The 24,098-nt window shown below is 40.1% G+C and carries 21 protein-coding genes; 11 read left to right on the forward strand and 10 right to left on the reverse strand.

Annotated elements, in window-relative coordinates:
* Window positions 1-91 precede the first annotated feature (91 nt).
* The 3 genes from ptsP (at window position 92) to AACU33_RS02585 (ending at window position 4,186) form a co-directional block, all read left to right on the forward strand.
* The gene (gene ptsP / locus AACU33_RS02575; protein WP_096586905.1) at window positions 92-2,575 is read left to right on the forward strand and encodes a phosphoenolpyruvate--protein phosphotransferase; all 2,484 of its coding nucleotides are present in this window, start codon (window positions 92-94) and stop codon (window positions 2,573-2,575) included.
* Window positions 2,576-2,647: 72 nt separating this feature from the next.
* Complete coding sequence (locus AACU33_RS02580) at window positions 2,648-2,791, forward strand: hypothetical protein (protein WP_339375713.1); 144 nt, start codon at window positions 2,648-2,650, stop codon at window positions 2,789-2,791.
* Between the two features lie 15 nt (window positions 2,792-2,806).
* Window positions 2,807-4,186 (forward strand): sensor histidine kinase, encoded by a 1,380-nt coding sequence (locus AACU33_RS02585; protein WP_096586906.1) that lies wholly within the window; start codon window positions 2,807-2,809, stop codon window positions 4,184-4,186.
* Between the two features lie 292 nt (window positions 4,187-4,478).
* On the opposite strand, the gene AACU33_RS02590 is transcribed toward AACU33_RS02585, so the two are convergent.
* A complete protein-coding gene (locus AACU33_RS02590) occupies window positions 4,479-4,826 on the reverse strand; it encodes a hypothetical protein (RefSeq protein WP_096586907.1) in 348 nt (115 codons plus the stop codon).
* Window positions 4,827-5,083: 257 nt separating this feature from the next.
* Between AACU33_RS02590 and AACU33_RS02595 the strand changes: the two genes are divergently transcribed.
* The 3 genes from AACU33_RS02595 to AACU33_RS02605 all read left to right on the forward strand — a co-directional run bounded on the left by AACU33_RS02595 (window position 5,084) and on the right by AACU33_RS02605 (window position 9,494).
* Entirely contained in the window at window positions 5,084-5,986 is a 903-nt protein-coding gene (locus AACU33_RS02595) for a DMT family transporter (RefSeq protein ID WP_339375714.1), read from the forward strand.
* A gap of 888 nt (window positions 5,987-6,874) precedes the next feature.
* Window positions 6,875-7,954 (forward strand): ATP-dependent 6-phosphofructokinase, encoded by a 1,080-nt coding sequence (locus tag AACU33_RS02600; protein WP_096586909.1) that lies wholly within the window; start codon window positions 6,875-6,877, stop codon window positions 7,952-7,954.
* A gap of 670 nt (window positions 7,955-8,624) precedes the next feature.
* Entirely contained in the window at window positions 8,625-9,494 is an 870-nt protein-coding gene (locus tag AACU33_RS02605; RefSeq protein ID WP_096586910.1) for a DUF5895 domain-containing protein, read from the forward strand.
* Between the two features lie 92 nt (window positions 9,495-9,586).
* Here AACU33_RS02605 and mltA read toward each other — a convergent pair whose 3' ends face one another.
* From mltA to AACU33_RS02635, 6 genes are all read right to left on the reverse strand, one after another.
* On the reverse strand, window positions 9,587-10,840 hold the full coding sequence (gene mltA / locus AACU33_RS02610) for a murein transglycosylase A (protein ID WP_096595097.1): 1,254 nt from the start codon (window positions 10,838-10,840) through the stop codon (window positions 9,587-9,589).
* 3 nt (window positions 10,841-10,843) lie between these two features.
* On the reverse strand, window positions 10,844-11,098 hold the full coding sequence (locus AACU33_RS02615) for a hypothetical protein (RefSeq protein ID WP_096586911.1): 255 nt from the start codon (window positions 11,096-11,098) through the stop codon (window positions 10,844-10,846).
* A gap of 291 nt (window positions 11,099-11,389) precedes the next feature.
* Window positions 11,390-13,306: a M48 family metallopeptidase gene (locus AACU33_RS02620; RefSeq protein WP_096586912.1), complete on the reverse strand. Its 1,917-nt coding sequence runs from the start codon at window positions 13,304-13,306 to the stop codon at window positions 11,390-11,392.
* Between the two features lie 6 nt (window positions 13,307-13,312).
* Window positions 13,313-13,903, reverse strand: coding sequence for a LemA family protein (locus AACU33_RS02625; protein WP_096586913.1), 591 nt, complete (start codon window positions 13,901-13,903; stop codon window positions 13,313-13,315).
* Between the two features lie 423 nt (window positions 13,904-14,326).
* Window positions 14,327-14,719: a hypothetical protein gene (locus tag AACU33_RS02630; RefSeq protein ID WP_339375715.1), complete on the reverse strand. Its 393-nt coding sequence runs from the start codon at window positions 14,717-14,719 to the stop codon at window positions 14,327-14,329.
* Between the two features lie 98 nt (window positions 14,720-14,817).
* Window positions 14,818-15,219 carry a hypothetical protein gene (locus tag AACU33_RS02635; RefSeq protein WP_096586914.1) on the reverse strand — a complete coding sequence of 134 codons (402 nt, stop codon included), beginning with the start codon at window positions 15,217-15,219 and terminating at the stop codon, window positions 14,818-14,820.
* A 61-nt stretch (window positions 15,220-15,280) separates the two neighbouring features.
* On the opposite strand from AACU33_RS02635, the gene AACU33_RS02640 reads away from it, so the two are divergent.
* Entirely contained in the window at window positions 15,281-15,709 is a 429-nt protein-coding gene (locus AACU33_RS02640; RefSeq protein WP_096586915.1) for a hypothetical protein, read from the forward strand.
* 15 nt (window positions 15,710-15,724) lie between these two features.
* Here AACU33_RS02640 and AACU33_RS02645 read toward each other — a convergent pair whose 3' ends face one another.
* On the reverse strand, window positions 15,725-15,850 hold the full coding sequence (locus AACU33_RS02645; protein WP_339375716.1) for a hypothetical protein: 126 nt from the start codon (window positions 15,848-15,850) through the stop codon (window positions 15,725-15,727).
* A gap of 24 nt (window positions 15,851-15,874) precedes the next feature.
* Complete coding sequence (locus AACU33_RS02650; RefSeq protein WP_339375717.1) at window positions 15,875-16,057, reverse strand: type II toxin-antitoxin system RelE family toxin; 183 nt, start codon at window positions 16,055-16,057, stop codon at window positions 15,875-15,877.
* 450 nt (window positions 16,058-16,507) lie between these two features.
* On the opposite strand from AACU33_RS02650, the gene AACU33_RS02655 reads away from it, so the two are divergent.
* Together AACU33_RS02655 and AACU33_RS02660 are read left to right on the forward strand one after the other, a co-directional pair.
* Window positions 16,508-17,863 (forward strand): AAA family ATPase, encoded by a 1,356-nt coding sequence (locus tag AACU33_RS02655; protein ID WP_096586917.1) that lies wholly within the window; start codon window positions 16,508-16,510, stop codon window positions 17,861-17,863.
* Window positions 17,864-18,763 carry a DUF4435 domain-containing protein gene (locus AACU33_RS02660; RefSeq protein ID WP_096586918.1) on the forward strand — a complete coding sequence of 300 codons (900 nt, stop codon included), beginning with the start codon at window positions 17,864-17,866 and terminating at the stop codon, window positions 18,761-18,763.
* 230 nt (window positions 18,764-18,993) lie between these two features.
* On the opposite strand, the gene AACU33_RS02665 is transcribed toward AACU33_RS02660, so the two are convergent.
* Window positions 18,994-21,207 carry a transketolase gene (locus tag AACU33_RS02665; RefSeq protein ID WP_096586919.1) on the reverse strand — a complete coding sequence of 738 codons (2,214 nt, stop codon included), beginning with the start codon at window positions 21,205-21,207 and terminating at the stop codon, window positions 18,994-18,996.
* Between the two features lie 197 nt (window positions 21,208-21,404).
* On the opposite strand from AACU33_RS02665, the gene AACU33_RS02670 reads away from it, so the two are divergent.
* Both AACU33_RS02670 and AACU33_RS02675 read left to right on the forward strand, forming a co-directional pair.
* The gene (locus AACU33_RS02670) at window positions 21,405-22,775 is read left to right on the forward strand and encodes a cytochrome P450 (protein WP_096586920.1); all 1,371 of its coding nucleotides are present in this window, start codon (window positions 21,405-21,407) and stop codon (window positions 22,773-22,775) included.
* Between the two features lie 507 nt (window positions 22,776-23,282).
* The gene (locus tag AACU33_RS02675) at window positions 23,283-24,044 is read left to right on the forward strand and encodes an LmeA family phospholipid-binding protein (protein ID WP_096586921.1); all 762 of its coding nucleotides are present in this window, start codon (window positions 23,283-23,285) and stop codon (window positions 24,042-24,044) included.
* Window positions 24,045-24,098 lie beyond the last annotated feature (54 nt).

The raw sequence follows: 24,098 nt of genomic DNA on the forward strand, positions 1-24,098 counted from the left end.
GAAATCATTACTGTTTTTAGTGGTACAAAATGAAAGAATGAAATATTAAATATCTCAGCAATGGCCTTTCAACAGAGTTGATGGTACTGCCGTGATTGGAATTGTTATTGTTTCTCACAGTAAAAAACTAGCGCTTGGCGTACAGGAACTTGCAGCGCAAATGGTTCAGGGTAAAGTCTCCTTGGCTGTTGCAGCCGGGATTGAAGATCCTGAAAATCCACTAGGTACAGATCCGATGCAGGTTTATCAAGCGATCGCTTCTATCTTTAATGATGATGGTGTCCTGGTGTTAATGGATCTGGGTAGTGCTGTGATGAGTGCAGAAATGTCCTTAGAGTTTCTTTCGCCAGAACAACGGGAAAAAGTTCATTTATGTGAAGCACCTCTGGTGGAAGGTGCGATCGCAGCTGTTGTTGCCGCCGCCGCAGGTCATAATATTCAGCAAGTGATGGCGGAAGCCAGGTCGGCGTTAGTTGCAAAAGCTACTTTACTAGGGGTAGACAGTAGTTCATCCTTAGTTATTCCCTCAACTCATACTGAATTACCAACCAAAGAAATTCGGCTGACTGTCAGCAATCGCTTAGGCTTACACGCCCGCCCGGCGGCTCAATTTGTCACCACTGCCGCTAAATTTCAATCCCAGATATTAGTACAAAATATTACTAAGGGTACAAACAAAGTCCGGGGCGATAGTATTAACCAAGTCGCCACTTTAGGGGTACGTCAAGGACACGAGTTAATTATTACTGCGACTGGTGTTGATGCAGATGCGGCGTTGGCGGCGTTGGAAGCTTTAATTGTCAATAACTTTGGTGAAGATGATTCTAGTTTAGAATTGCCAAAAGCCACCGCAACTGAAGTTAGCCCAACTACTCCTGGCGAACTTTCAGGAATTGCGGCCTCCCCAGGAGTGGCGATCGCACCTGTGGTTCATTATCAACCGACTGCGGTTACACCTACAGAATACCACGTAGAAAATATTGATTCTGAGTGGCAACGTTTACAAACAGCGATTGACACTGCTAAACAGCAAATTCAAGCATTATTTTCCCAAGCCTCAGTGCAAATTGGCGATACAGAAGCCGCAATTTTTGTAGCCCATTTACTATTTCTAGAAGATCCTGTACTACTAGAAGCAGTTCGTCAGCGGATTTACGAACAGCATCTGAATGCAGAAGTCGCTTGGCAAGCAGTAGTAGATGAGGTAGCTTCTAGTTACCACAAATTAGAAGATGCTTACTTGCAAGAACGAGTCGAGGATGTTGTGGATGTCGGACAACGAGTGCTACGCTTGCTAACGGGGACATCAGCAAATTCCTTAGAAATAGCTGAACCAGCAATTTTAGTGGCCAGCGATTTAACTCCCTCGGATACTATTGGGTTAGATCCCAGCAAGGTGTTAGGTATTTGTACGACCTTTGGTAGTGCTACATCTCACAGTGCAATTATTGCCCGCACCTTAGGCATTCCCGCCGTCTTGGGTGTAGATGCAGGGATCTTGTATCTCGAAGATGGCACAATTATGGCACTTGATGGTGAGAGTGGTAAAGCTTGGGTAGAACCAGAAGCAGATATTTTAAGTGTCTTGGAAGCCAAAAGAGAAGCATGGCATACTACTCAACAGGAAGCACTAGCCAAAGCACATCAACCAGCAATTACCCGTGATGGTCGGCAAGTAAATGTGTTTGCCAATATCGGTAGCATAGCTGACGTTCAATTGGCTTTAGCTAGTGGTGCAGAAGGAGTAGGACTACTGCGTACAGAGTTCCTTTATTTAGGTAAGACAAGTGCTCCGACGGAAGAGGAGCAATTAGCAGTATACCAGGCGATCGCACAAGTTTTAGATCGACAGCCATTAATTATCCGGACTTTAGATGTCGGTGGAGATAAGCCGCTGCCTTACATCAAGTCAGGAGTTCCAGAAACTAACCCTTTCCTTGGCTGTCGCGGAATTCGCTTTTGTTTGGAACATCCAGATTTATTTAAAACACAGTTACGGGCAATTTTAAGAGCTAGTAGCGGACACAATATTAAGATTATGTTGCCGATGATTGCCACCGTTACTGAGGTGAGGGCAGCTAAGGCAATATTAAATGAAGTACAACGAGAACTTAGGCAAGCTGATATCTCTTTTGATGCCAAGCTAGAAGTCGGGATTATGGTAGAAGTACCCGCAGCCGTAGCGATCGCCGATCGACTAGCAACAGAGGTAGACTTTTTTAGTATCGGCACAAACGACCTTAGCCAGTATGTCATGGCAGGCGATCGCAACAACCCTAGAGTCGCCAATTTAACCGACGCACTGCATCCGGCGGTGTTGCGAATGGTACAGCAAACAGTTCAAGCCGGTCATGCAGCAGGAATTTGGGTAGGATTGTGTGGCGAATTGGCAGCAGATCCCGCAGCTACGGCGATTTTATTAGGTTTAGGATTGGATGAATTGAGCGTCAATCCCCAAGCTATACCGATATTAAAACAAGCGATCGCCAAATTAAGTATAGGAGATTGTCAGGCGATCGCGGCTTCTGCATTACAACTAGATTCTGCCGAACAGGTCAGACAACTCACTGCATAATTCCAACTCTGCTTTGGGAATACTAAACTTGGTCATTTCCAGCATGAAATTTATCTGCTGAGGTATGTAGGAATGGTTCTTTCTGTGGATACAACAGCAGTTTTGACTGGATATCACAAGTTTCTCCAGATTACTTGTCAGATGAGCGTGGAAAAACATCGTGGTTTAATACACTGCAATAGAAAACTTGCGATCGCTATTCGAGTATTTCGGTAAACAGGAGAAAAAATCATGTCTACTGAAATACTCGAACAGGAAATAGCCCTTCTCCGTCAGGAAAACGCTTCCTTAAAGCAACAAATAGCAGCATCGATCGCTGAGTTGAATACTACAATTGCCAAGCTGGAACAGGAAATTAGCGAACACAAACAAACTGAAGTTGTCCTGAAAGCTTCTCAGGCAGAATTATTAGCCATCTTCAATGCTATACAAGATGTGATTCTGATCCTCGATTTCGAGGGAAGATACTTAAAAATTGCTCCTAGCAGCGCACCTTCGCTTTACAAACCTCCTGTGGAACTACTGGGTAAAACCATGCATGAGGTTTTACCTGCGGCTTTTGCTGATTATTTCCTTGATGGCGTTCACAAGGTACTGAAAACACGGCAGATAGAGAAATTAGAATATAGCTTGCCCGTAGGCGATCGCGAGATTTGGTTTGAAGCAACTGTTGCTCCTATGAGTGAGAACACGGTTGTTTGTGTAGCAAGGGATATTAGCGATCGCCAGCAAATTGAAGCCCAACTTAGACACCAAACAAAAGATTTAGAACAAACTCTGCAAGAACTCAAACGTACACAAGCACAAATGCTCCAAGCAGAAAAAATGTCTTCTTTGGGTCAATTGGTTGCGGGGGTTGCTCATGAAATTAACAATCCCGTCAATTTTATTCACGGTAATCTCAGCCATTTAGAAGCCCATATTCAAGACTTGTTGCACATCATTCACTTGTATCCACAACAGTCTTTGGAGACTGAAATTTCCGATTTGGATGCAGAAATTGACTTGGAGTATATAAAAGATGATTTACCCAAAATCTTGAGTTCGATGAAAGTGGGAACTCAACGCATCCGTCAGATTGTGTTATCGCTACGCAATTTCTCACGCATGGATGAAGCTGATTTCAAAGCAGTGGATATTCATGAAGGCATTGATAGTACTTTGATGATTCTGCAATATCGTCTCAAAGAAAAATCCGAACGTCCCGCTATTCAAGTCGTTAAAAATTACGGCACATTACCGTTAATAGAATGCTATCCCGGACAGCTAAATCAAGTGTTTATGAATATTCTGGCAAATGCTATTGATGTGTTGGAACAGAGAATAGAAAGCAAAGATGCGCCATTGCCAACAATTACTATTAGCACCTCATTAGTTGCTGAGGGGTGGGTGAAAATTGCGATCGCTGATAACGGTGGTGGTATGCCAGAGGATGTTCAAAAAAAGGTTTTCAATCCTTTTTTCACAACTAAGCCAGTAGGTAAGGGCACAGGTATGGGAATGTCTATCAGTTATCAGATCGTTACCGAGAAACACCGTGGTAAGCTAGAGTGTTGCTCAATAGTTGGGGAAGGAACAGAGTTTGTCATTGAAATTCCGATTCAGCAATAAAAAAACAATATTTTTCGCTGCGCGTTGAATTAGACAATGAAATCATGATGGAAAAACTTTCATCGCCATCCATGAAAGAGAATAGGACGCGGCGAGCCTATTTCACCTGAATAATGATATCAATACATGGGTGGAGATTGAGCAATGTTAAAGCCTACGAAAATCTATCTGAATCAAGGTTTTCGTGAATTGGGATGAGCCACTTCGGTGCATGGGTTTCCCGGTTGTTAGCCGCAGGCAATCAAGAAATTCAATTTATCAACTGCAAATCAAATTGCAGTTGTATCTTTTATTAATTCTCACTTAGTAGGGATTCAAACTCAGCCTGCAAAGCTGTGAAATCTGCAACCCTAGCTACTAATAAATTTTCTCTTCCGGCGTCACTTAAACGCCTTTTCCAATAATCAATGCTTTCAGAATTATGTAACCAAAATTGAATGATAGTGTCTACTACTTGATCTAGGTTCCAATCCCATTTTCCTGGTACTGTTTCTACAGATTCTAAGAACGCATCTAAAGTACAAATATGCGTTCCCAAGTATTCTACACCTTTATACTGCTTTTTATTGAGGCTTTGTTGTTGATGATTAAAAAACTGTAAAACTGGAGATACTCCTACAAGGTCAAAAGTGTATTTCATTCCAGACCTCCAACTTATTAATCAATTATATAAAATTTTTAGTTTTGATACCAATAATTATGCATTCGTTTTTATTTAAATGTCATCACCAAAAAGTAGAATTTTCGCTTATGTCATAAGTATTAAACTTCAGTAACAAATTAGCACTTGCGACCTTTGAGTGCTAATTTTTAGGAAAGTAATTGATGTATTATTAAAGAGTTTCAGGCATAATTTCATGGGTGCAGATTATTTTTAATAATTTTTTAATTATCTCATTGACGGATGGGAAAGGTGAAGTGGCGGCTTTAGCTGCTGCTGGTTTATGGGCTGTAGCTTCAGTGGTGTATGGTCTTCTAGGGCAACGTATCCCACCGATACAGCTGAACTTGATTAAAGGGATAATTGCGATCGCGCTTTTGCTGCTGACGATTTTGGTGACTGGCGAATTATTACCGCAGCTTGCTGTTTTGCCTGTATGCTTACTGTTTCTCAGCGGTGCGATAGGTATTGGTTGGGGCGATACAGCTTTCCTGGCTGCGATCAATTACTTAGGGGCGCGACGGGTTTTACTTTTGGGAACTCTTTCTCCACCGATAACAGCGATCGCCGCGACAATATTTCTACAAGAAACGCTCAATATCAGTGCTTGGTGTGGAATTTTGCTGACGATTTTGGGAGTCGCTTGGGTGGTGACAGAACGAGTTCCGGGTACAAGCGAGGTTGACTCAACGCACCTATGGCAGGGTATCGGCTTTGGTTTGTTAGCTGCAATTACAAATAGCGCAGGTTCTATCTTTTCCCGTGCAGCATTTGCAAATGGGAGTATGTCCCCTTTGTGGGCGGCTTTGTTGCGATTAAGCGCGGGGGTGCTAACAATTTTAGTGTGGTCGTGGTTTTCCTATCCCAAGGAGATGAGATTTACTTATCCTTATTGGCAATCTAGGCGAGTAATTTTAGCTAGTTTCTTCGCTGCTTTTTGCGGAACCTTCTTAGGAATTTGGTTACAGCAAACAGCAATTAAATTCACATCTGTAGGAATAGCCTCCACTTTGTTGCAGACTAGTCCATTGTTTGTCATCCCTATCGCTATTGGTATGGGTGAAAAGGTGAGCGTCAGAGCGATCGCAGGTGTCGCAATCGCGATCGCTGGGATTGGATTGTTATTTTACCTTAAGTAATTCCCATCTTCAGTATTGCCCGCAATCAATCACAAAAAAAACCCCAGCTTGACGGCTGAGGTGAGGGGGAGAAAACCAAATGACGATGAGAGATACCGATACCGAAGTCTAAAAATTTTAGTTAACACCCAAGGTAAGTAAACCTAGAGTCATAACAAGTCATATAGCAAATGCACATAAACGGTTGTGTGCATAGCTTATTTGTTATTTATTAACTTATGTAAATAAATTTAACAATAATGTTACAGCTTGTCAAGACTACTTGACAAGCAAAAGATTTATCAAATTCATAAGCATAACTTATCAAAATTTAGAGAAGAAGGCGATCGCATCTAATCGTCCAGTATTGCTTTCCTATGGCAGAGGATGAAGCAATGAGATATAGCTAATAAACTGAACTGCTGCTAAGAATTGCAGCGATCGGTTACAGCAAAGCAGATTTATTATCTAAAAATATGACCGTAAACTCCAAATTTGATATAGATGCGATCGCTTTTAAGTATGAGCCTCGCACTTAAATCAATATTAAGTTTTCTGTATTAACTAAACTCTTCATTAATCTCAAAGCTTTACTAGATGGAGCTTATAGCTTCAAAGGCTATATAAAACTACTTAAATTTTTTGACTAATTTCTTTACTAAATTTAATAGTTATTTTCATTTATTTAAAACAGAATATTGCATTTTTTTGGATATTTTTGCACCCATACATGAGATAAAAAAAGATGTAGTTAATTTACCTAAAAATTGCTGTCATCTGTTAATAAATAGATTTCACCATCCTATTTGATTTGCGAACTTACTCGCAGAAACAGACCACAGGAAAAAAAGGAAAGAAGGGAGGTAGGCGTGTACGCAGTTTTTTTCAACAATCAAATAGGAGTTATACATGGGAGAAGGTAAGCGAATTGGTATTCTGACTAGTGGAGGAGATTGCTCTGGTTTGAATGCAGCAATCAGATCTGTTGTTCATTGTGCTTGTGGGAAAGGTTGGGAAGTACTGGGAATTCGTCAAGCCACTGTCGGATTAATGGCGCGTCCACCGCAATTTACTAAATTGGAAATTGACCAAGTTGACCCATTGTTAACTTCTGGTGGGACAATGTTAGGAACTACCAACAAAGGCAATCCTTTTGCTTTTCCTATGGCTGATGGTAGTTTATGCGATCGCTCTCACGAAATTATTGCAGGCTATCATCAACTTGGTTTAGATGCTTTGATTGGGATTGGTGGCGATGGTAGCTTGGCAATTCTCCGGCGATTAGCACAACAAGGCGGGATTAATTTAGTAGCTATTCCCAAAACAATTGATAATGATATTGGCATAACTGAACACGCCATCGGTTTTGATACAGCAGTCAATATCGCTACAGAAGCACTCGATAGGTTGCATTTTACTGCGGCTTCTCACAGTCGAGTCATGATTTTAGAAGTGATGGGGCGTGATGCAGGACACATTGCTCTAGCTGCGGGAATTGCTGGAGGTGCAGATGTGATTTTAATTCCAGAAATTCTCTACAATATGGAACATATTTGCTACCAAATTAAACAGCGCCAAGAGCAAGGTAAAAACTATTGTTTAATTATTGTTTCGGAAGCTGTTCGTACTCAAGAAGGTGAAAGTGTCACTCTCACAAATCGTTTTGGTGAATCTCGATATGGTGGGATTGGACAATATTTAGCCGATCAAATTAGCGATCGCATTGGTGCAGAAACCAGAGTTACAGTATTAGGACACATCCAACGTGGCGGAACCGCTTCACCACTAGATCGATTAGTAGCAGCTGCTTTTGGTGTGGCAGCAGTAAATCTCATCGATGAAGAAAAATATGACTACATGACAACCTGGCAAAATCGCCAAGTTATCAGCGTACCAATTGCAGAAGCGATCGCTCAATATAGAGCTGTTAACCCAGAAGATACCTTAGTAAAAACTGCTCGTGGTTTGGGTATTTATTTGGGCGATTAACAAGGAAAATAAATTCTGATTCAGGACTCAAGTCCTTACTATAAACCTATCAAAATCGGTTTTGATAGGTTTATCAAATTTTCAATTTTTCTGGCTTCTGACTTCCCACTATTTGCATCTTTGCAGTTCGGTGACTGGACTTTGTTGTTTATTCAACAGTAGAGACAAAGATTGTAGTAATAGCAGCGTAACTAGCAAAAAATATGATGGCACTCAGCATATAATAATGCTCCTTTGATTAGTCAAGTAATAGCTCTGAATTGAATGCTATAAATATATAACCATTTCTCAGTGCAAACATCTGCTAAACAGACTATATTACAAACTAAAATATTGTCCAATATGAACAAGATTAGCCAGAACGAAGTATATCTGTAGATATGCCAGCTAGAAGCGATCGCTTTTACACCCATCCAAAAAATAATTTACCCGATATACTAGATGAGTGGTACAAAAGTATTACTGGTTGAGAGAATATGAATGAGGAAGCTGAAGAGACAATAGGGTGCAAGGAGAAAAGGAGAGAAGTCTGAGCGCCGGCTTCCGGCGCTCAGAACTTTGGGGAGACAAGGAAGCAGGGGAAGAAATGACAAATGACCAATGACCAATGACCAATAACAAAGAACAACTGATACACTTATTTAGCAAAACACTTCGATAGCCAAAAACGATGAAAGCATCTGCTAAATTCGACTTTGAGGACGAAAAATTTAATGCACCCCCTTCTCAAGTCATCCCTTGGTGTCAGATGATTAATCCTCGGTATGGCACAGATGGTATCCAGTCTTATGGTTTGGCTGTGAAGCTGGATAATGCACAAGCTGTAGGCTTTCAGCCAGATGAGAATTGGGAACAGGTGGAGCATGAGTTTAGCTCCGGTGTTGAAACTGTATTTATTAGTACTACTCCGCACTTAGTAATAGTGCGTCGCGGCCCGTTATCAGTGAAAGACAGGGAAACTGGTCTAAAATTGGGTACGCTTAAAGAAAATTACGATGCTTTTTTAGCAGATAAACTTAAATTTAAAACTTTTACTCGCTATTTAATTTTTTTAGTTGGAGAAAACAAAAAGTTTTTACATGAAACACCACTACAATTAACTTTAAATGGTGCAGCTGGGGCAAGTTTCAGTAAAACCTATTGCGAATATCAACAAGGTAAAGTTGTGAGTGGTTTCGTTGCTGAATTAGAAAAGGCTTATGCCGGATACAGAAAGCAACCTCTGGCACCTAAAGGCCCGCTATTTCACGCCCACGGAATTTTTTCTCCAATTATTGAGTGTGAAGAAAGAGGTATTGAACCAAATACAGTTTTAGTTGCTTCTACTGTAGATTTTAAACATCCAACAATTGGGACGTTAACACAATATTTAATAGCTTCCGATTCGCCTGAATCGGCAATAATCTGCAAGACTTTTGAAGATTACAAAGACTTTGGTAAGGAAACTGTGAAAATAGAAACACCTAAAGTAGATTTGGCAGGTGTTTCCAGTTCTTATATTTATGCTGATGAAGATGATTTTGGTTATCCACCTTATTAGGGAATGAGGGAGTGTGGGGAGAAAGAAACTACACTTAGTCCTCCCCATCTTCCTACACTTCCTAAACTCCTTGTTCGCCCTATGCCCAATATCTATTCTTTGAGCAGTAAATAATATAAGGAACCGTTACCGCCTGTAATACCAGCGCGATCGCCTGCTAATTTTCCTGTTCCCATAAAATAATCTACTCTTCCCGGCCCTTTAATAGCGCTACCTGTGTCTTGATCTAGCACAAAGCGGCTCACATTGCGAAACTCTAAGTTACCAGCTGTATTGGGATAGGGAATAGCAGTATAAATTAAGGCCAGAGCGCCTGGAGGCATAATAGACTTATCGGTGGCGATAGAACGCTCTGGTGTTACTGGCACATTAATACTACCTGTAGCTGGGGTAGCGCTGGTTTCCTTGAAGAAGACGAAGCGCTCCCAACGCGGTAAATAATTATTTAACTCTTGCGGAGATTGTCTAAAGTAACTGACTAACTTTGGTAGTGTTAATCCTTCTAGTGGGAGTTTGCCATCTTTCGCCAGTTCTTTGCCGATACTTGTCCAAGGATAATCAGTACCACCTGCATAACCAACAGAGGTTTTTTTACCATCAGTTAACTGAATTTGGGCAGAACCTTGGATATGAATCATGTATGCGTCTAGGCGATCGCGGAACCACAACATCTCTAACCCGTGCAACTGGCTTTTATCGCCCAGTAAACCATCTTGACCTTCTAAATCAATGCGTTTGGGATGGGGTTTAGCCCATTGGTCAAAATTCGGTGGTAGGCGATACAGGGGATACTTGTATACTGAAGTTTTTACACGGCTAGCAGTATAAACAGGCTCGTAGTAAGAGGTAAACTTCACAGTACCGTTGCCGTCGTTACCTACAGATTGGTAAAACTCAAACTCTTGGCGGACAGCAGCTTGTAGTTGAGCTGGGGATTTAGATTTGACAACCAACTGACGGAAGCGTACTAAACTCCGACGTACCCGATCTAATGTAATTTCCTTAATTGGATAATTTTGATAAGCTGCGATCGCCTTATCCTTTTGCAAGTAACGTAGACTGTTATCGATTGCTGCTAAAAGCGCTTGGCGATCGCCGCGTTTACCCTTGCTACCCCAAATTTGCTCATCCCAACCCAAACAAGCATAGCTAGGGGTACAGTTTCCTAAGTCAGTAAGTTTGAGAGGTGGCTGTACCTCAGGAGTGCTTGGCGGTACTAGTATAGGTATCCCAGGATTAGTCTGTACTGGGGGTGGTAAATCAGGAACCTGAGCAACAGCTGACCAGAGTGTATTTACAAAGGCAATTCCTAGACTTAAGGAAAGCAAGGCAAGGGTTTTTCTCATCATTTAATCGTATCTTTCAACACTAGAGCTAAAAATTGGTTCTACCCGGATTGCGACAATGCGAGATGGGCGTACTACCATATACTCACCTTGAATATTCTTGATCGGCACGCTAATAAAGTCATTAGAAGCAGACTTCGGCACAAGTTCGCCGCTATACCACTTCTGAAACTCTTGAATAGTAGGAAAACGTACTTCTTCGCGATGACCACTTTCTAGTAGCAGGTGTACTGCGTATTCATTCGGAGTTCTAGGCATAAAGTTGAATTATTTCAAAAACATTCAACCCATTGTTAACCACCTTATACCAGAATGAGAAGGGGAAGTATACGGGAGCAGGCACAGATATTTTAGGGAGTTTTGAGTTGATCGCTCATGACTCACCACTCCTCACGATTAACTTGTACTTCCGCCTATGACGGAAGCTTACCCGGATACAGTTCCCAGCAAATTCTCTGTTTTTGCAAAAATCAAAACTCAAACAATTGCAAAATAAAAAGTCCGCCGTTGCGGACTTAATGTGTACGGGTATCAATCATGGCATGAACTTTACTTTGCAGAAGATTGTTTGGGTTTGGGAAAACCTCGTTGAGAGTTTAAAAATGGAGGTATGGGACAGTCTAGAGTCATCGCGATCGCTCTCAGCAAATCTGCCTCTGATGGTGTAACTTTATTATCTAAAAGTACAGTGTGAGCGCAGGCATCAACCAGAGCTTGCTTAAGTTTAGGACTAGCAAGGCGGAGGCGTTCAATACTTTTCTTGATATCGGCAAAGTTACAAGCAACAGGTGCATCTGGTTTTTCTTGCTGTCCGGCTCCCGGAAGGCGAAAAACACCAGAACGAAATGCATAAGCGATTTCATCCGGTTGCGATTGTCCCACTCGTGCTAGTGCTGACAGTACTAATATGCAATCTGACCAAATCTGTTCTATCGAAGTGAATTCTACAGTTGTAGTTGAGGCGGGATTGATACAAGGCTGGAGTCGATACCACAGTACTAACTGCAATACAAAATCCCACAACGATAAACTTCCTCTAGCTGTGACTAAACCTTGGACGCATTTGCACAACCTTTGGCATTCTTTAGCGGAAGTTTGCCGCAATGCCGGTATTGTCAAATCTACGAGGGGTAAGCGCAGGCTGGGATCTAGTTGGCTAATTTCGCGACTAAATTCTAGGGTTTTCTCTACCAACTCAGGCGGCTGCACTTGGGTTAACCAAGTTATTTGGCGTTCTCGTACCTGGGGATTTTCTGTATCTAAAGCTAGCGCAAAAGCGATCGCCGTTGCACTTTGCTGTTCCCTTACTCCCAACCGTAAGCTTTCTGGTAACTGTGCTAGTAATGCTTGAGCATGAGCAAAATGCTCTGGTGCAACGCTTCCTACTTGGTTAACTATCTGTTCTGGCGTCACTGCTGTACTATTTCCACCACCCGCAAAACCCATTGTTAACCCATCTTGCGAATGGCTGGGACGGCGCATAGGAGATGGCATAGCCGCTAAATCGCGTGCATTCAAACCGCCAACGCGACGGATACGTTCTGCAAGAGGTGGGTGAGTAGCAAACATATCTTCCCAAAAGGAAGGCTTAAGCGCATTGCCAAAGAACATATGGCTGGCGGCTTCTGCACCTGGTGTAATCAGGCGTGAATCCATTTGTTGGAGTTTTTTTAGTACTCCAGTCATGCCATCAGGGTTGCGAGTAAATTGTACTGCCGAAGCATCAGCAAGAAATTCTCTTTGGCGAGAGACTGCGGCTTTAATCAAGCGACCGCAGAGTAATCCGATACCACCAATTGCCATTAACGCTAAACCAAACGCCCATAATGGCAAACCCTTATCTTCAGAGCTACTGCGAACCCGCCAGCGCCACAGCAATTCCCCGGCTAAGTAAATAAACAAAATGCCGTGTAGCAAACCCATCAAACGCAAATTCAGCCGCATATCTCCATTGAGAATGTGGCTGAATTCATGACCGATTACTCCTTGTAATTCATCCCGGCTGAGGTGTTGCAAACTGCCACGAGTAACTCCAATTACCGCATCGTTAGGGGAAAATCCGGCAGCGAAGGCATTAATACCTTGTTCTGATTCTAGGAGATAGACTTCGGGCACAGAAATACCAGAAGCGATCGCCATTTCCTCGACAATATTTAATAGTTGTCGCCCTTGTTCGTCCGCCATTTCCGGCAGCAGCAGCCTTCCTCCCAACTCCTGAGCAATGATACTGCCGCCCTGACGCAGATATAAAATTTTATACACGCTGGCGAGAGCGATCGCAATTGTGGTGACACCAGCAACAGAAAGAAATAACCCTGGATTCCACCAAGTCCGCGGTGCTAGGCGGAACAGAAATAACGCAGCAATATAAATTGCTACAACCATAACTGCGATCGACAGCGCAAATAACCCGATTAACTGCTGCGTGTTTTGGCGTGCTTTATCCTGATGTTCAAAGAAATTCATAGACACCTAAAAAGAAACGCGGGGAGCAGTTTTCATTTCTGGTGTGGCTTCTTGTAGCAACTCCGCACTAGTAAAGTTAAAACCACTGGCGATTAAGTTGCTGGGGAAAGATTCGCTTTTGGTGTTGTAGAGTGTCACGGCGTCATTAAAAGCCTGACGTGCAAAAGCAATCCGGTTTTCTGTAGAAGATAGTTCCTCCATCACCTGAGTCATCGCGCGATCGGCTTTCAGTTCTGGGTAAGCTTCCGAAAGTACCATCAAACGGCTTAACGCACCCGTTAGCGCCGCTTCCGCATTACCCAATTGTTGCATCGCTTGAGGGTCGCCGGGATTTTGTACAGCGCGACTGCTAGCATTAACCGCAGAATTCCGAGCTGCAATCACTGCTTCGAGGGTTTCTCGCTCATGTTTCATGTAACCTTTAGCAGTTTCCACCAAATTCGGAATTAAGTCATAGCGGCGCTGTAATTGCACATCAATTTGAGCGTAAGCATTCTTGTAGCGATTGCGAAACTTAACTAAATCGTTGTAGCAATTAATGATAATGACAGCTACAGTGGCAATGACAACGACTAAAAATATTAAAAGCCCGATCATATTTCTAAAGTTCCATCAAACTTGCGAATGGGAAAATTCAACACCCTGACAGGAAAATGGTTATTAAGCAAAGCAAGTATGATACTTATTTGCAGAGTTACCCATCAAAGTAGCCGTTATATCCAGAAAAACTTTTCTAGATCTAAACAAGAGTCTACTTTCCGCAAGTTTGCTTCGTCGCCTGTAATATTAGTTACGAAGATTTACTGAAATAAATGTTCCTTATGAAACAAATGTAGTTGCGCTCGTCCTTGACGTTACCGTAGGCATCGCCCTTGAAGTTGCCGTAGCACCTTTTTCTAATCTTTTGTGCCAGATTGTTCTTTTCTCTTCTTCGTGTTCTTTGTGCCTTTGCGGTTCGTTAATCAAGATTTATTTTGCAAATCAAATAGAATTTTTTTATTAGGACAATATTCACATCACTTAATACCTACTAATCAGTGTGAATAGATAAAAGCCAGCAACAGAAAATATAAAAATAACAGTGGCAGAATATACTATTACATCCTTTAAAAGGAATAATATCCAATCCTTTCTAAGTTCCTGCTTAAACTTTAGTTCTCGCAACTTGCGCTCAAGTTCTGCATCTTCTTTGGCAGGTAAATTAACGTAATCATTAGTATATATATCATCAATAATTTCTTCTGTACTGTCTTGATTCTCCCAATTATTAACATTGGCTACAAAACGGTCTAATGTATTATTGTCCTGACTTGATACAATCGCTAAATTATCTTTTTTGAGCTTTCCTATTTCTTTTTTAAGAACTTTTTTAACTGTTTTCGCTATTAAAGCGGCTAATTTTTTTTCTGCCATGTGTTGTTAAAAGAATTTATCGCATAGCCTTTCCGCTTAGATTTTACTGGAACTGAATGCTGAGGAAATGAAGTTACAGCTACCAGAAGCAAATGTAATTACTCACATACTTGGGTTGCCAATTTCGGAAAATTGCAGTGCGATTCTCTGTAAGGCTGATTGCGTATATCATCCAAATCCATAATTGCCCTTTCGGAGGCGACAATTGCCGTTTCAGAGGCGACAATTACCGTTTCGGAGACTACAATTGCTATCTCGGAGGCGACAATTGCCATTTCGGAGGCGACAATTGCCATTTTCGAGACTACAATTGCTATTTCAGATACTACAATTGCCATTTTCGAGACTACAATTGCCATTTTCGAGACTACAATTGCGATTTCGGATACTACAATTGCTAATTGCGTTGATCTGGAAACAATTAACAGACACAGACAGACGAGTAAAAACACAGATATAGTCTCAATAATGTGAGTAACTAAATCAACAAAACTACTCATCTCAGTTATAAAGGTACTCCACTATCTTGAAAGAGAATTATTCAAACAAAGAGTATCTCTCATGACTGTAACAACTCGCGGTTCTGCTGCTGTAGAAAAAGCCCAACGTCGTCTTGCCTTGCTAAAATCCATTGATGAGAGTCTGGATTTAGGACACGGATTAACTATTGAAGCCTATACTCGCCTAATTGATAATACCCGTGCTGTTGTGGAAGCCCATAATACCCTTTTGTCTAATCTTGAAGAATCGCGTAAGACAGTCGCCCAGATGGACAAAGCGCTTGCGGAACTTTCAGAACGAATGCTGAGTGGAGTTGCAACTGTCTACGGTAGAAACAGCATGGAGTATTCTAAAGCAGGTGGTTCTAATCGCAAGCGGGGTACTAACAAAATGACTACGCAAGTTTCTCCAGTTGTAGAAGTTCCCGCTACTCCACCCATCCCAACTGCAATTTTACCGGAGCCAACTAACGGGCGAGTCAAGCATTAGTATTGAATTTCTACATCATAAAGCGATCGCATTGAGGTAGAGTGCGATCGCTTTATTCATCGAATAACTACCAAACAATACTAACCAAACCCGATGCAGTGATGTTTTTTGGTCGCACGTCAATATTTTAATATTTGGCATTTGGCTCAAAATACAGTACACAATTCAGTTGTAAATTTCTCTTCGATGTCCAACTCGATCAATAAAAATAGTTTTTTTCTCAGAGTCAAACTCGTAAATAACTCTATAATCTCCAATTCTCAGTTTATAAAAACCAGATAAGTCAGTCGTAAGGGGTTGCGGTGTAATTTTATCGAAATTTTCAGCCAGCCAATTAATCTTGTTCACAGTTAAAATCTCAGCTTCTATAATTAAAGTTTTTAGAATACATATTAATTTTTAGTATGGCTAGCCCACTTTCTCAATTCATCTTCTTAAGTATCGCGTCATGATTCGTACAGTATAATAGCAATTATCTACAGAATGTAAAAATAATTTAAAATTTTCTATATTTTCCTGGAAGGTAAGTTATTGTGTTCCTGATTATAGCTGGATTTCCCTCCTCAAGCTAACCTACGCAAATACTAAGCTAGTTTACAAAACTGATAGTATAAAAGGTTATATAGCACAACAACACAAGCAAACTCATAAACAGCAGAACAGGTTTAATTTTAAGTATTATAAAATAGTTTTTAATTTTAACTGACTTCATAAATAGAGGAAATTTAACACAAAGTATATGCAAACTGAGAAAGCTCGCCTAAAATTTAAACATAATAATCATGAAACCTAATAAATATGTTACTCACTGAACTTCCTAACCTCAGTCAGTTAAAGTCTTTCTCAATCAATGGGTTGTTTGGTTTCAAAGATGTCAAGATTCCTTTTGACAGAGAAGCTGTGATTATGATTGCAGAAAATGGTTCTGGAAAAACTACTATTTTAAATGCTTTGTATTATTCAATATCATGTAAATTTAGTAGACTCAATACTATAGATTTTGAATCCATAGTTCTTGGATTTACATCTGGAGTAAATATTGAAATTAAAAAAAGCGATTTAATTACTTATTATAAGGGAGAAATGATTAATTTTGACCTCATATCTAAGCTACATCAGTACTTACCTTCAAGTGAAATAGAGATATTTTTAAGAGATATCAGGCGTGGTGTACCATTCAAAATTATTCGCAATAGAATTGCAGATCTAAAACCATTTATACCATCTCGAGCTTTTGATGAGTTAGTTGCAGAAATATTTCATGGATATAACAATGAATATGAACGTGAGCGTGAGAAAAAATTAGAAAAAATTAGAAATACTATTAAAGCTAATCTTAATGAATCTATATTATATTTTCCAACTTATAGAAGAATTGAAGAAGATTTAAAAAATTTAGGCTATGAAGGACTACGTTTTGGAGATAATGATGATCGATTAATTCAGTTTGGAATGAATGATGTAATTGCCAAGTTTGATGAAATCAAAACTACAATTAAAAACGCGACTTTAGATTTATTTTCAAAAGTTACTGGCGAAATGTTAACTCAATTTGTGGAAGGTATAACACCTACACAAGAAATGAGAGATAGTATTCAACCTGAAACTTTAAATATAGTTTTAAGTAGGGTAGGAGATAATATATCGGAAACTGATAAAAAGAAAATAGAGGAACTAGTTAACTCAGGAGAAGTTAATTCGGCTAAGTATGATCAATTAGTTTATTTTTTGTCTAAGCTTGTTGGTCTTTATGAACAACAAAAAGAAAAGGACAATTCCATTAAGCAATTTGCAGAAGTATGTAACAACTATTTAAACAAAAAACAGATTGTCTATGATGAAACAAGTGTGGAGATTTCTATAATTCAAAAAAGAAATAATAAACCAATAGATATTAGAAATTTATCCTCAGGAGAGAAACAAATTATATCCTTGTTTTCTAAAATTTATTTAGAATCAGATGATGAATACATAATCTTGTTTGATGAACCGGAACTTTCCCTTTCTCTTGAATGGCAAAAGCTTTTACTTCCTGATATTCTGAAATCTGGTAAGTGTCGGCTACTTTTGGCTGTTACACACTCACCATTTATTTTCGATAATGAATTAGATTCAAATGCAATAGATTTAGATGATTTTGTAACCGAAAAATAAATGTCAGTAGATAAACTGAGGGAGTCACGGCGTAGACCCGCAGCCGTATTTATGGAATTCACGCGACAATACAAGCAATATGAATCTGCTCTCTATTGTTTCTTTGAAGGTGAAGACAGTAAGTATTATGGAATCAGAATCACAACTATAGCTAGACCTATAAAACACTTTTATTTCAGTTGTGGTGGTAAAGAAGGAGTGTTAGAAATTTATAGGATGCTCTCAACTCGTAAACGTTATTCTAGAGTTAGAGCAGCATACTTTATTGACAAAGACTTTGATGTGTCAATAAAAAATACACAAATAACAGGAGTATATGAAACTCCTTGTTACTCAATTGAAAATTTATATACCTCTATTCAAACCTTCTGTGAGATATTGAGTAATGAGTTTAAGCTTGCTGAATCAGATATTGATTTCAATAATTGTAAAAACCTTTACATAAAACTTCAACAAGAATTTCATGATGCAGTCGAATTTTTAAATATTTGGATAGCATGTCAGCGTGAGAAAAGAGTAGAGCTTAATTTATCAAAATTTGATGCTTTAGATTTTGTAATTATAGGATTAGACAACATTAGAAAGAACTATATAGATACTAATTTATATAATATATTTCCTAATGCAATTGTTATTTCAAACGAAGAATTTGAGTTAAAGAAACATGAGCTATTTTCCCAAGAATATCAAAAAAGTTTTAGGGGTAAGTTTGAGATTGATTTTTTATACATTTTTCTTCAAAAATTAGTTACTGAAGCCAATAATGGAAATCCAAAGTATTTTACAAAAAAAATAAATGTCTCTTTAAATATTAGGAGAAAAACGATAATTTCTGATTTATCACATTATGCTGAGACACCAGATTGTCTTGTAGATTACTTAGAACATTTGAAGATTTAATCAAATTTTTACTATTTTTTGGTTTTGCTTATCAAAAGAATATCATATTGGATTTTAAATTTTGTATTATAAATCGCCTTCTATATAGTGGGTTTTGTGAATATATGTGTCGCGATTATTTTTTAATGGTATAATTCTCTTTTAGAGTTTGATAAAAAAATGCAGACATATGCTATAAAAGTTACTACTATAGCGTATATCTGCGGCTAAAATATGAACTTTTATAATGCTTAATGCACTAATTCAATCGCTCTTTTCGTCAACGCCTCCGCAGTTAACCCATTAAACGCCATCAACTCACCAGCACTGGCTGTAGTTTCCCCACGCTTCCATGCAAAAGTATCGCGCTTAGAATTACTCCGCAACATAATTGGTTCTAGCATCGCTGCTGCACCACCAGTAACAGCAATTAACGCATCACCATCAAATAATTCCGCAAATTTTGCATCATTTAGAAAACCACCATCGGGTTCGGAACAAGTTTCCCAAGCTGTATCATCAGGACGATACAAACGGCGGGGATTAATAACAGAAACTATCTTGGCACCAATACCTTCATTTTCTAAAAAGACTGCTGCTTCAAATACTGGCATTAATGTCATATCACCGATGACAGCAAATACAACTTGTTTATCGCCAGGAACTTCATGCAATACTACTCCACCATCGCGTAAACCTTGGCGAGTTTGTTCTAATGTGGTGCGAATTGGTAAGGGTGATTTACTTGCAGTAATCACGATTCCTTTATTTTTTGTTTTCAATGCCCAGTCATAACAAGCTTGAATGCTATTAGCATCGGGGGGGAATAATGGGAACACATTACCATTGCGCATCAAGGAAGCAAAGTAAGCTTCAATTTCTGGACGTTGGTGTGTCCAACCGTTACGTCCTTGCTCTAATGCACCAGCAGTAAATAATGTAATTGTTGAGGGAGTTTGACGGCGCAATTCTGCCATTGCTTGAGTTACGGTTTGCCAAATTGGTAATCCGTTGATGGCAAAAGATTCGTAGGAACACCACAAAGTTCTTGCACCCATTAATGACAAACCAGCAGCTAAACCAGCACAAGCATCTTCACTTAATGGTTCATAAACTTGTCCGTTTGGTGCTTGGTTATATAAATCATCGGTTGTGGGGTGAATAATCTTCAGTGCTTGGTTAATATTGGCAATTCCAGATGCTTCGTTACCGTCGGCGTTCGTAACTAGGAAATTCGGATCTTTTTTCCCGACAATTCCGACTAATCTTCCCATTGCTGTTGTGGAAACTTTGGGTTCACCACCTACTGCATATTCTTCTAAAGGTAATTCACCTAAGTCTGGTAATGGTAATTCAAATTCTGTCACCGCTGTTTTAGCAGCGGGGCCACCACCAGCGCGTTCGGCGTTTGTCCGCACTAATTCCCAAGCTTCAGCAGGTAAAGCACGTTCTTTTAAAGCGCTGACAATATGGGGAGCATCCAGCGTATCTTTAGGATAAAGGTTGTGAGATTTTGCACCTCTGGCGTGAACTCCGGCACCTTTGAGTTGTTTAATGATGAAGACGGTAAGTTTTCCACTTAAAGCAGAACGCGCTGCTTTATCTACACCCAAAAGTACGGCTTTGGTGAAGGCTAGACGCTGCTCGAAGGAAAAGGCGGTACTATCTACATAATCGCCAGCTTGGTCTCGATCGTCAAATTCTTTGGCATCCACTAACACAACTTCCGCAAAACCGTTACCATGCCAGTATGCTGTCATCTGTTCGTTGGTTTTTAGGGAAACCATACTGTGATGTTCTTGGCTGTAACCATTCCACACCAGCACAGGTAAGAAGTTGGTGGTACTGGGATAAGCTGTGTGAAAGTGAGCCATTGAACTCATGATATATGGTTCACCTAGCCCACCATCGCCAACGGTGAAGGGGAAAAGCTTATCTTTGTGCAGTAGTGCGGCTGACATGGCAAAGTGCTGTCCTTGTCCCAATGGGCCAGCAGGTGCGAGAATACCGGGTATGTAACCGGAGAGATGGCCTAAGAGTCCATGCTTTTCGCGGAAGCGATCGCGCAATTGTTGGACTGTAAAAATGCCCATATCCTCTAAAGAGCGATCGAGGAACATGGCACTATAAAATCCCGGGGCGTGATGACCGACTTCCGTAATAATGTTTTTGTACCCTAACATGACCAGAGCCGCATAAGCTTCTGCTTGGCTAGCAAATCCACCAGGGTGTCCAGAAGCTTTACTACCTGTGATTTGTAGCGTCAGGTAACGTAGCGCATCGGCAGCAAGTAAAGTTTGATATACGGCTGCTGCATCGGTAGGATCTGCGATCGCTACTTTGCCCGCTTCTATCGCAGGGGTTGCACCATGAGTTTCAAAATCAGGTAGCGCTTGACCAAAATATTGAATTCCTTCACAAAAATTGGGAAGCGCTGAAGATGCCTTGGGGGTGATTGCTGTCATGCTGAATACCTTAAGAGGATGAGGAGAAACTATAGATGCTCGTCCAAATTAACAAAAATTTTACAACCTGGCGGTTGTAACAGTTTATTGCAGTTTCGCAACTTAAAGATAAGAAGCTTCAATATGAATTCAAAAAAATTTAATTTTCTTCCCTCAACTTCGTAGGCAAAACAGAGTTAACCCAATAAATTAAGCCTATGACACTGCCAAATGGCCCTAAATCCCCAGCGTTTGTCCAAATGCTTCAATGGATCTTCCGACCCATGCCGTTTATGGAAGATTGTGCCAAGCGCTATGGTGATATCTTCACCATGCAATTGAATGCACCTATAGTTTTCGTCAGCAATCCCCAAGCGCTACAGCAAATATTAACTAGCGATACCAAAGAATTTGAAGCTCCTAGTGACTGGAACACTGTATTTGAACCAATGCTAGGCAAAAATTCTGTGATTACAGTTAGTGGTGAAGTACATCGCCATCAACGTCAATTATTAATGCCACCTTTTCACGGCGATCGAATGCGTACCTACGGCGAGGTAATTAATAAAGTTACAGAGCAAGTCATTAGTCAATGGCAGATAGATAAACCCTTCTGTGTCCGGTCTGCGATGCAAATCATTACCATGCGGGTGATTATGCAAGCTGTATTTGGATTATATGAAGGGCCGCGCGCCCAAGAGTTAGAACAACTTTTGGCCGCAATGCTTAATGAAACCTCCCCCTTAAGAGTGATCGAACTTTATTTTCCAGCTCTACGCTTAGATTTAGGCCCAAAAAGTTCTTGGGGAAGGTTTCTGCGTCGTCGCCAGCGAGTTCACCAACTCCTCAACGAAGAGATTCAGGAACGTCGAGATCGTCCAGACCCATCGCGCACAGATATCCTTAGCTTACTTATGGCGGCGCGTGATGAAGCAGGTGAAGCCATGACCGATGAAGAGTTACGTGATGAACTGATGACCCTGTTAACAGCAGGGCATGAAACTACAGCCACAGCTCTTACTTGGGCATTATACTGGATTCATAAATCACCTTCAGTCCAACAAAAGCTACTACAAGAATTAGATAACTTAGGTGATAACCCAGACCCCAGCAGCATTTTTAAATCACCATATCTGAATGCTGTCTACTCTGAAGCTTTGCGAATTTACCCAGTAGGAATGCTGACTTTCCCGCGAGTAGTCAGAACACCTGTATCTTTGTGCGGTCATGAACTTGAACCAGGCACAGTCGTACTTGGTTCCATCTATCTCACCCACCAGCGCGAAGATTTATATCCACAACATCAGCAATTTAAACCAGAACGCTTTTTAGAACGCCAATTTTCTCCCTATGAGTTTTTGCCTTTCGGTGGTGGTGCAAGACGCTGTATTGGTATGGCATTTGCTCAATTTGAAATGAAAGTAATATTAGCTAAAATCCTTTCTAGTTGGGAATTAGCGTTAGTTGATGGTAGTGATGTACGACCAAAACGTCGTGGTTTGGTGACAGGGCCAAATCGGAGTATTCAAATGGTCGTGAAACATCAGCATCAGATACCTTCTCGTACTCTAGAATCTAGTTCTCTCTAACTCTTGAGAGGGTTGATATTTGCTAAAAGTATTTATCAGCCCTTATCTATATATTTTGATGGATTTTGATATTTATTAAAATTAGGAAAAACTTTCATACCAAATCAAATAATGTTTGCGACACATCAGTAATATTCTAGAGGTCACGGCAGTGCCGAGACCCTAACATCTGTCGCATTCTTTTTTAAATTGGTATCAGTAATTGTAATAGATTGCGTACATCAAATTGATTAAAAATTTGTATAGCGCTCTGGTTTAATCATTGAAAAAATTCCCTACATTTTAATATTAAGTGTAGGGTGGGTATTGCCCACCCTATACAGATTTTGGTAGGCTCACTGTATTTCAGAAATTAAATATGAGTTCTATATTATTGATTGGCTTTTACTTAGTAATTTCCATTTATAATTACATCAGCCAAGGTATATATATCTTAATACAGATACACTCCTGAGCCTCTAAATACTAAATTGATTAGGTAAGAGGATACTAGGAGCATAGAGACTCATGCCAGATCAGCACAGGTTGGAAGAGCAGATAATATCACAGGTAGCAGAAAATACCCTATCCAACCAACTGGATGAAGTAGAACAAATAGACGTAGATGTGCGAACTGACATCTTGAAAATAGCTCAGGGACAAGTAGAAGAGATTTCCCTAAGCGGCCAAGGTGTGGTTCTACAAAAAGATATCCGAGTACAGGAAATAAAAGTCAAAACAGATAGTGTTGCTATCAATCCTTTAAGTGCTATTTTTGGTCAAATTGAACTGAATGAGCCAGTAAATGCGATCGCTCGCATTGTCATGACAGAGACAGATATTAATCATGCACTGTCCTCCGATGTGATGCAAAGCTATTTCCAAAATTGGGAATTAAATATAGATGGCGAAATTGCCAATTTTCTGCCACAAAATATCCAAATATATCTACCTGATAACGGTAAAATAGAATTCAGCGGCAAAGTTGCGATAGAAGAAAAGGGGAACAGCCGCATTTTAGGTTTTAATGCAAGAGTGAGTCCACCTATTAATTCGCAGCCATTGTTATTAGAAAGTTTCCACTGTACTCAAGGAGAAGGACTCTCTATTCCTTTAATTACAGCTTTAATGCAGAAGCTTAAAGAATTGCAAAAAACTTCCTATTTTGTGTGGGAAAAGATGATTCTACGCATTAAAGATATGCAAGTAACACAAAGCAATCTTATTCTTTTGGTAGAAGCGTATGTGAAGCAAATACCATCAATGGAAAATATGCCTCTGAATAAATAAAATGATTGCTACTAAACTCTAGTAACTCACTTTCCTTCTTTGTAATATTAGCAA

This window comes from Calothrix sp. NIES-2098 (assembly GCF_963875125.1).
GTDB lineage: Bacteria > Cyanobacteriota > Cyanobacteriia > Cyanobacteriales > Nostocaceae > Aulosira.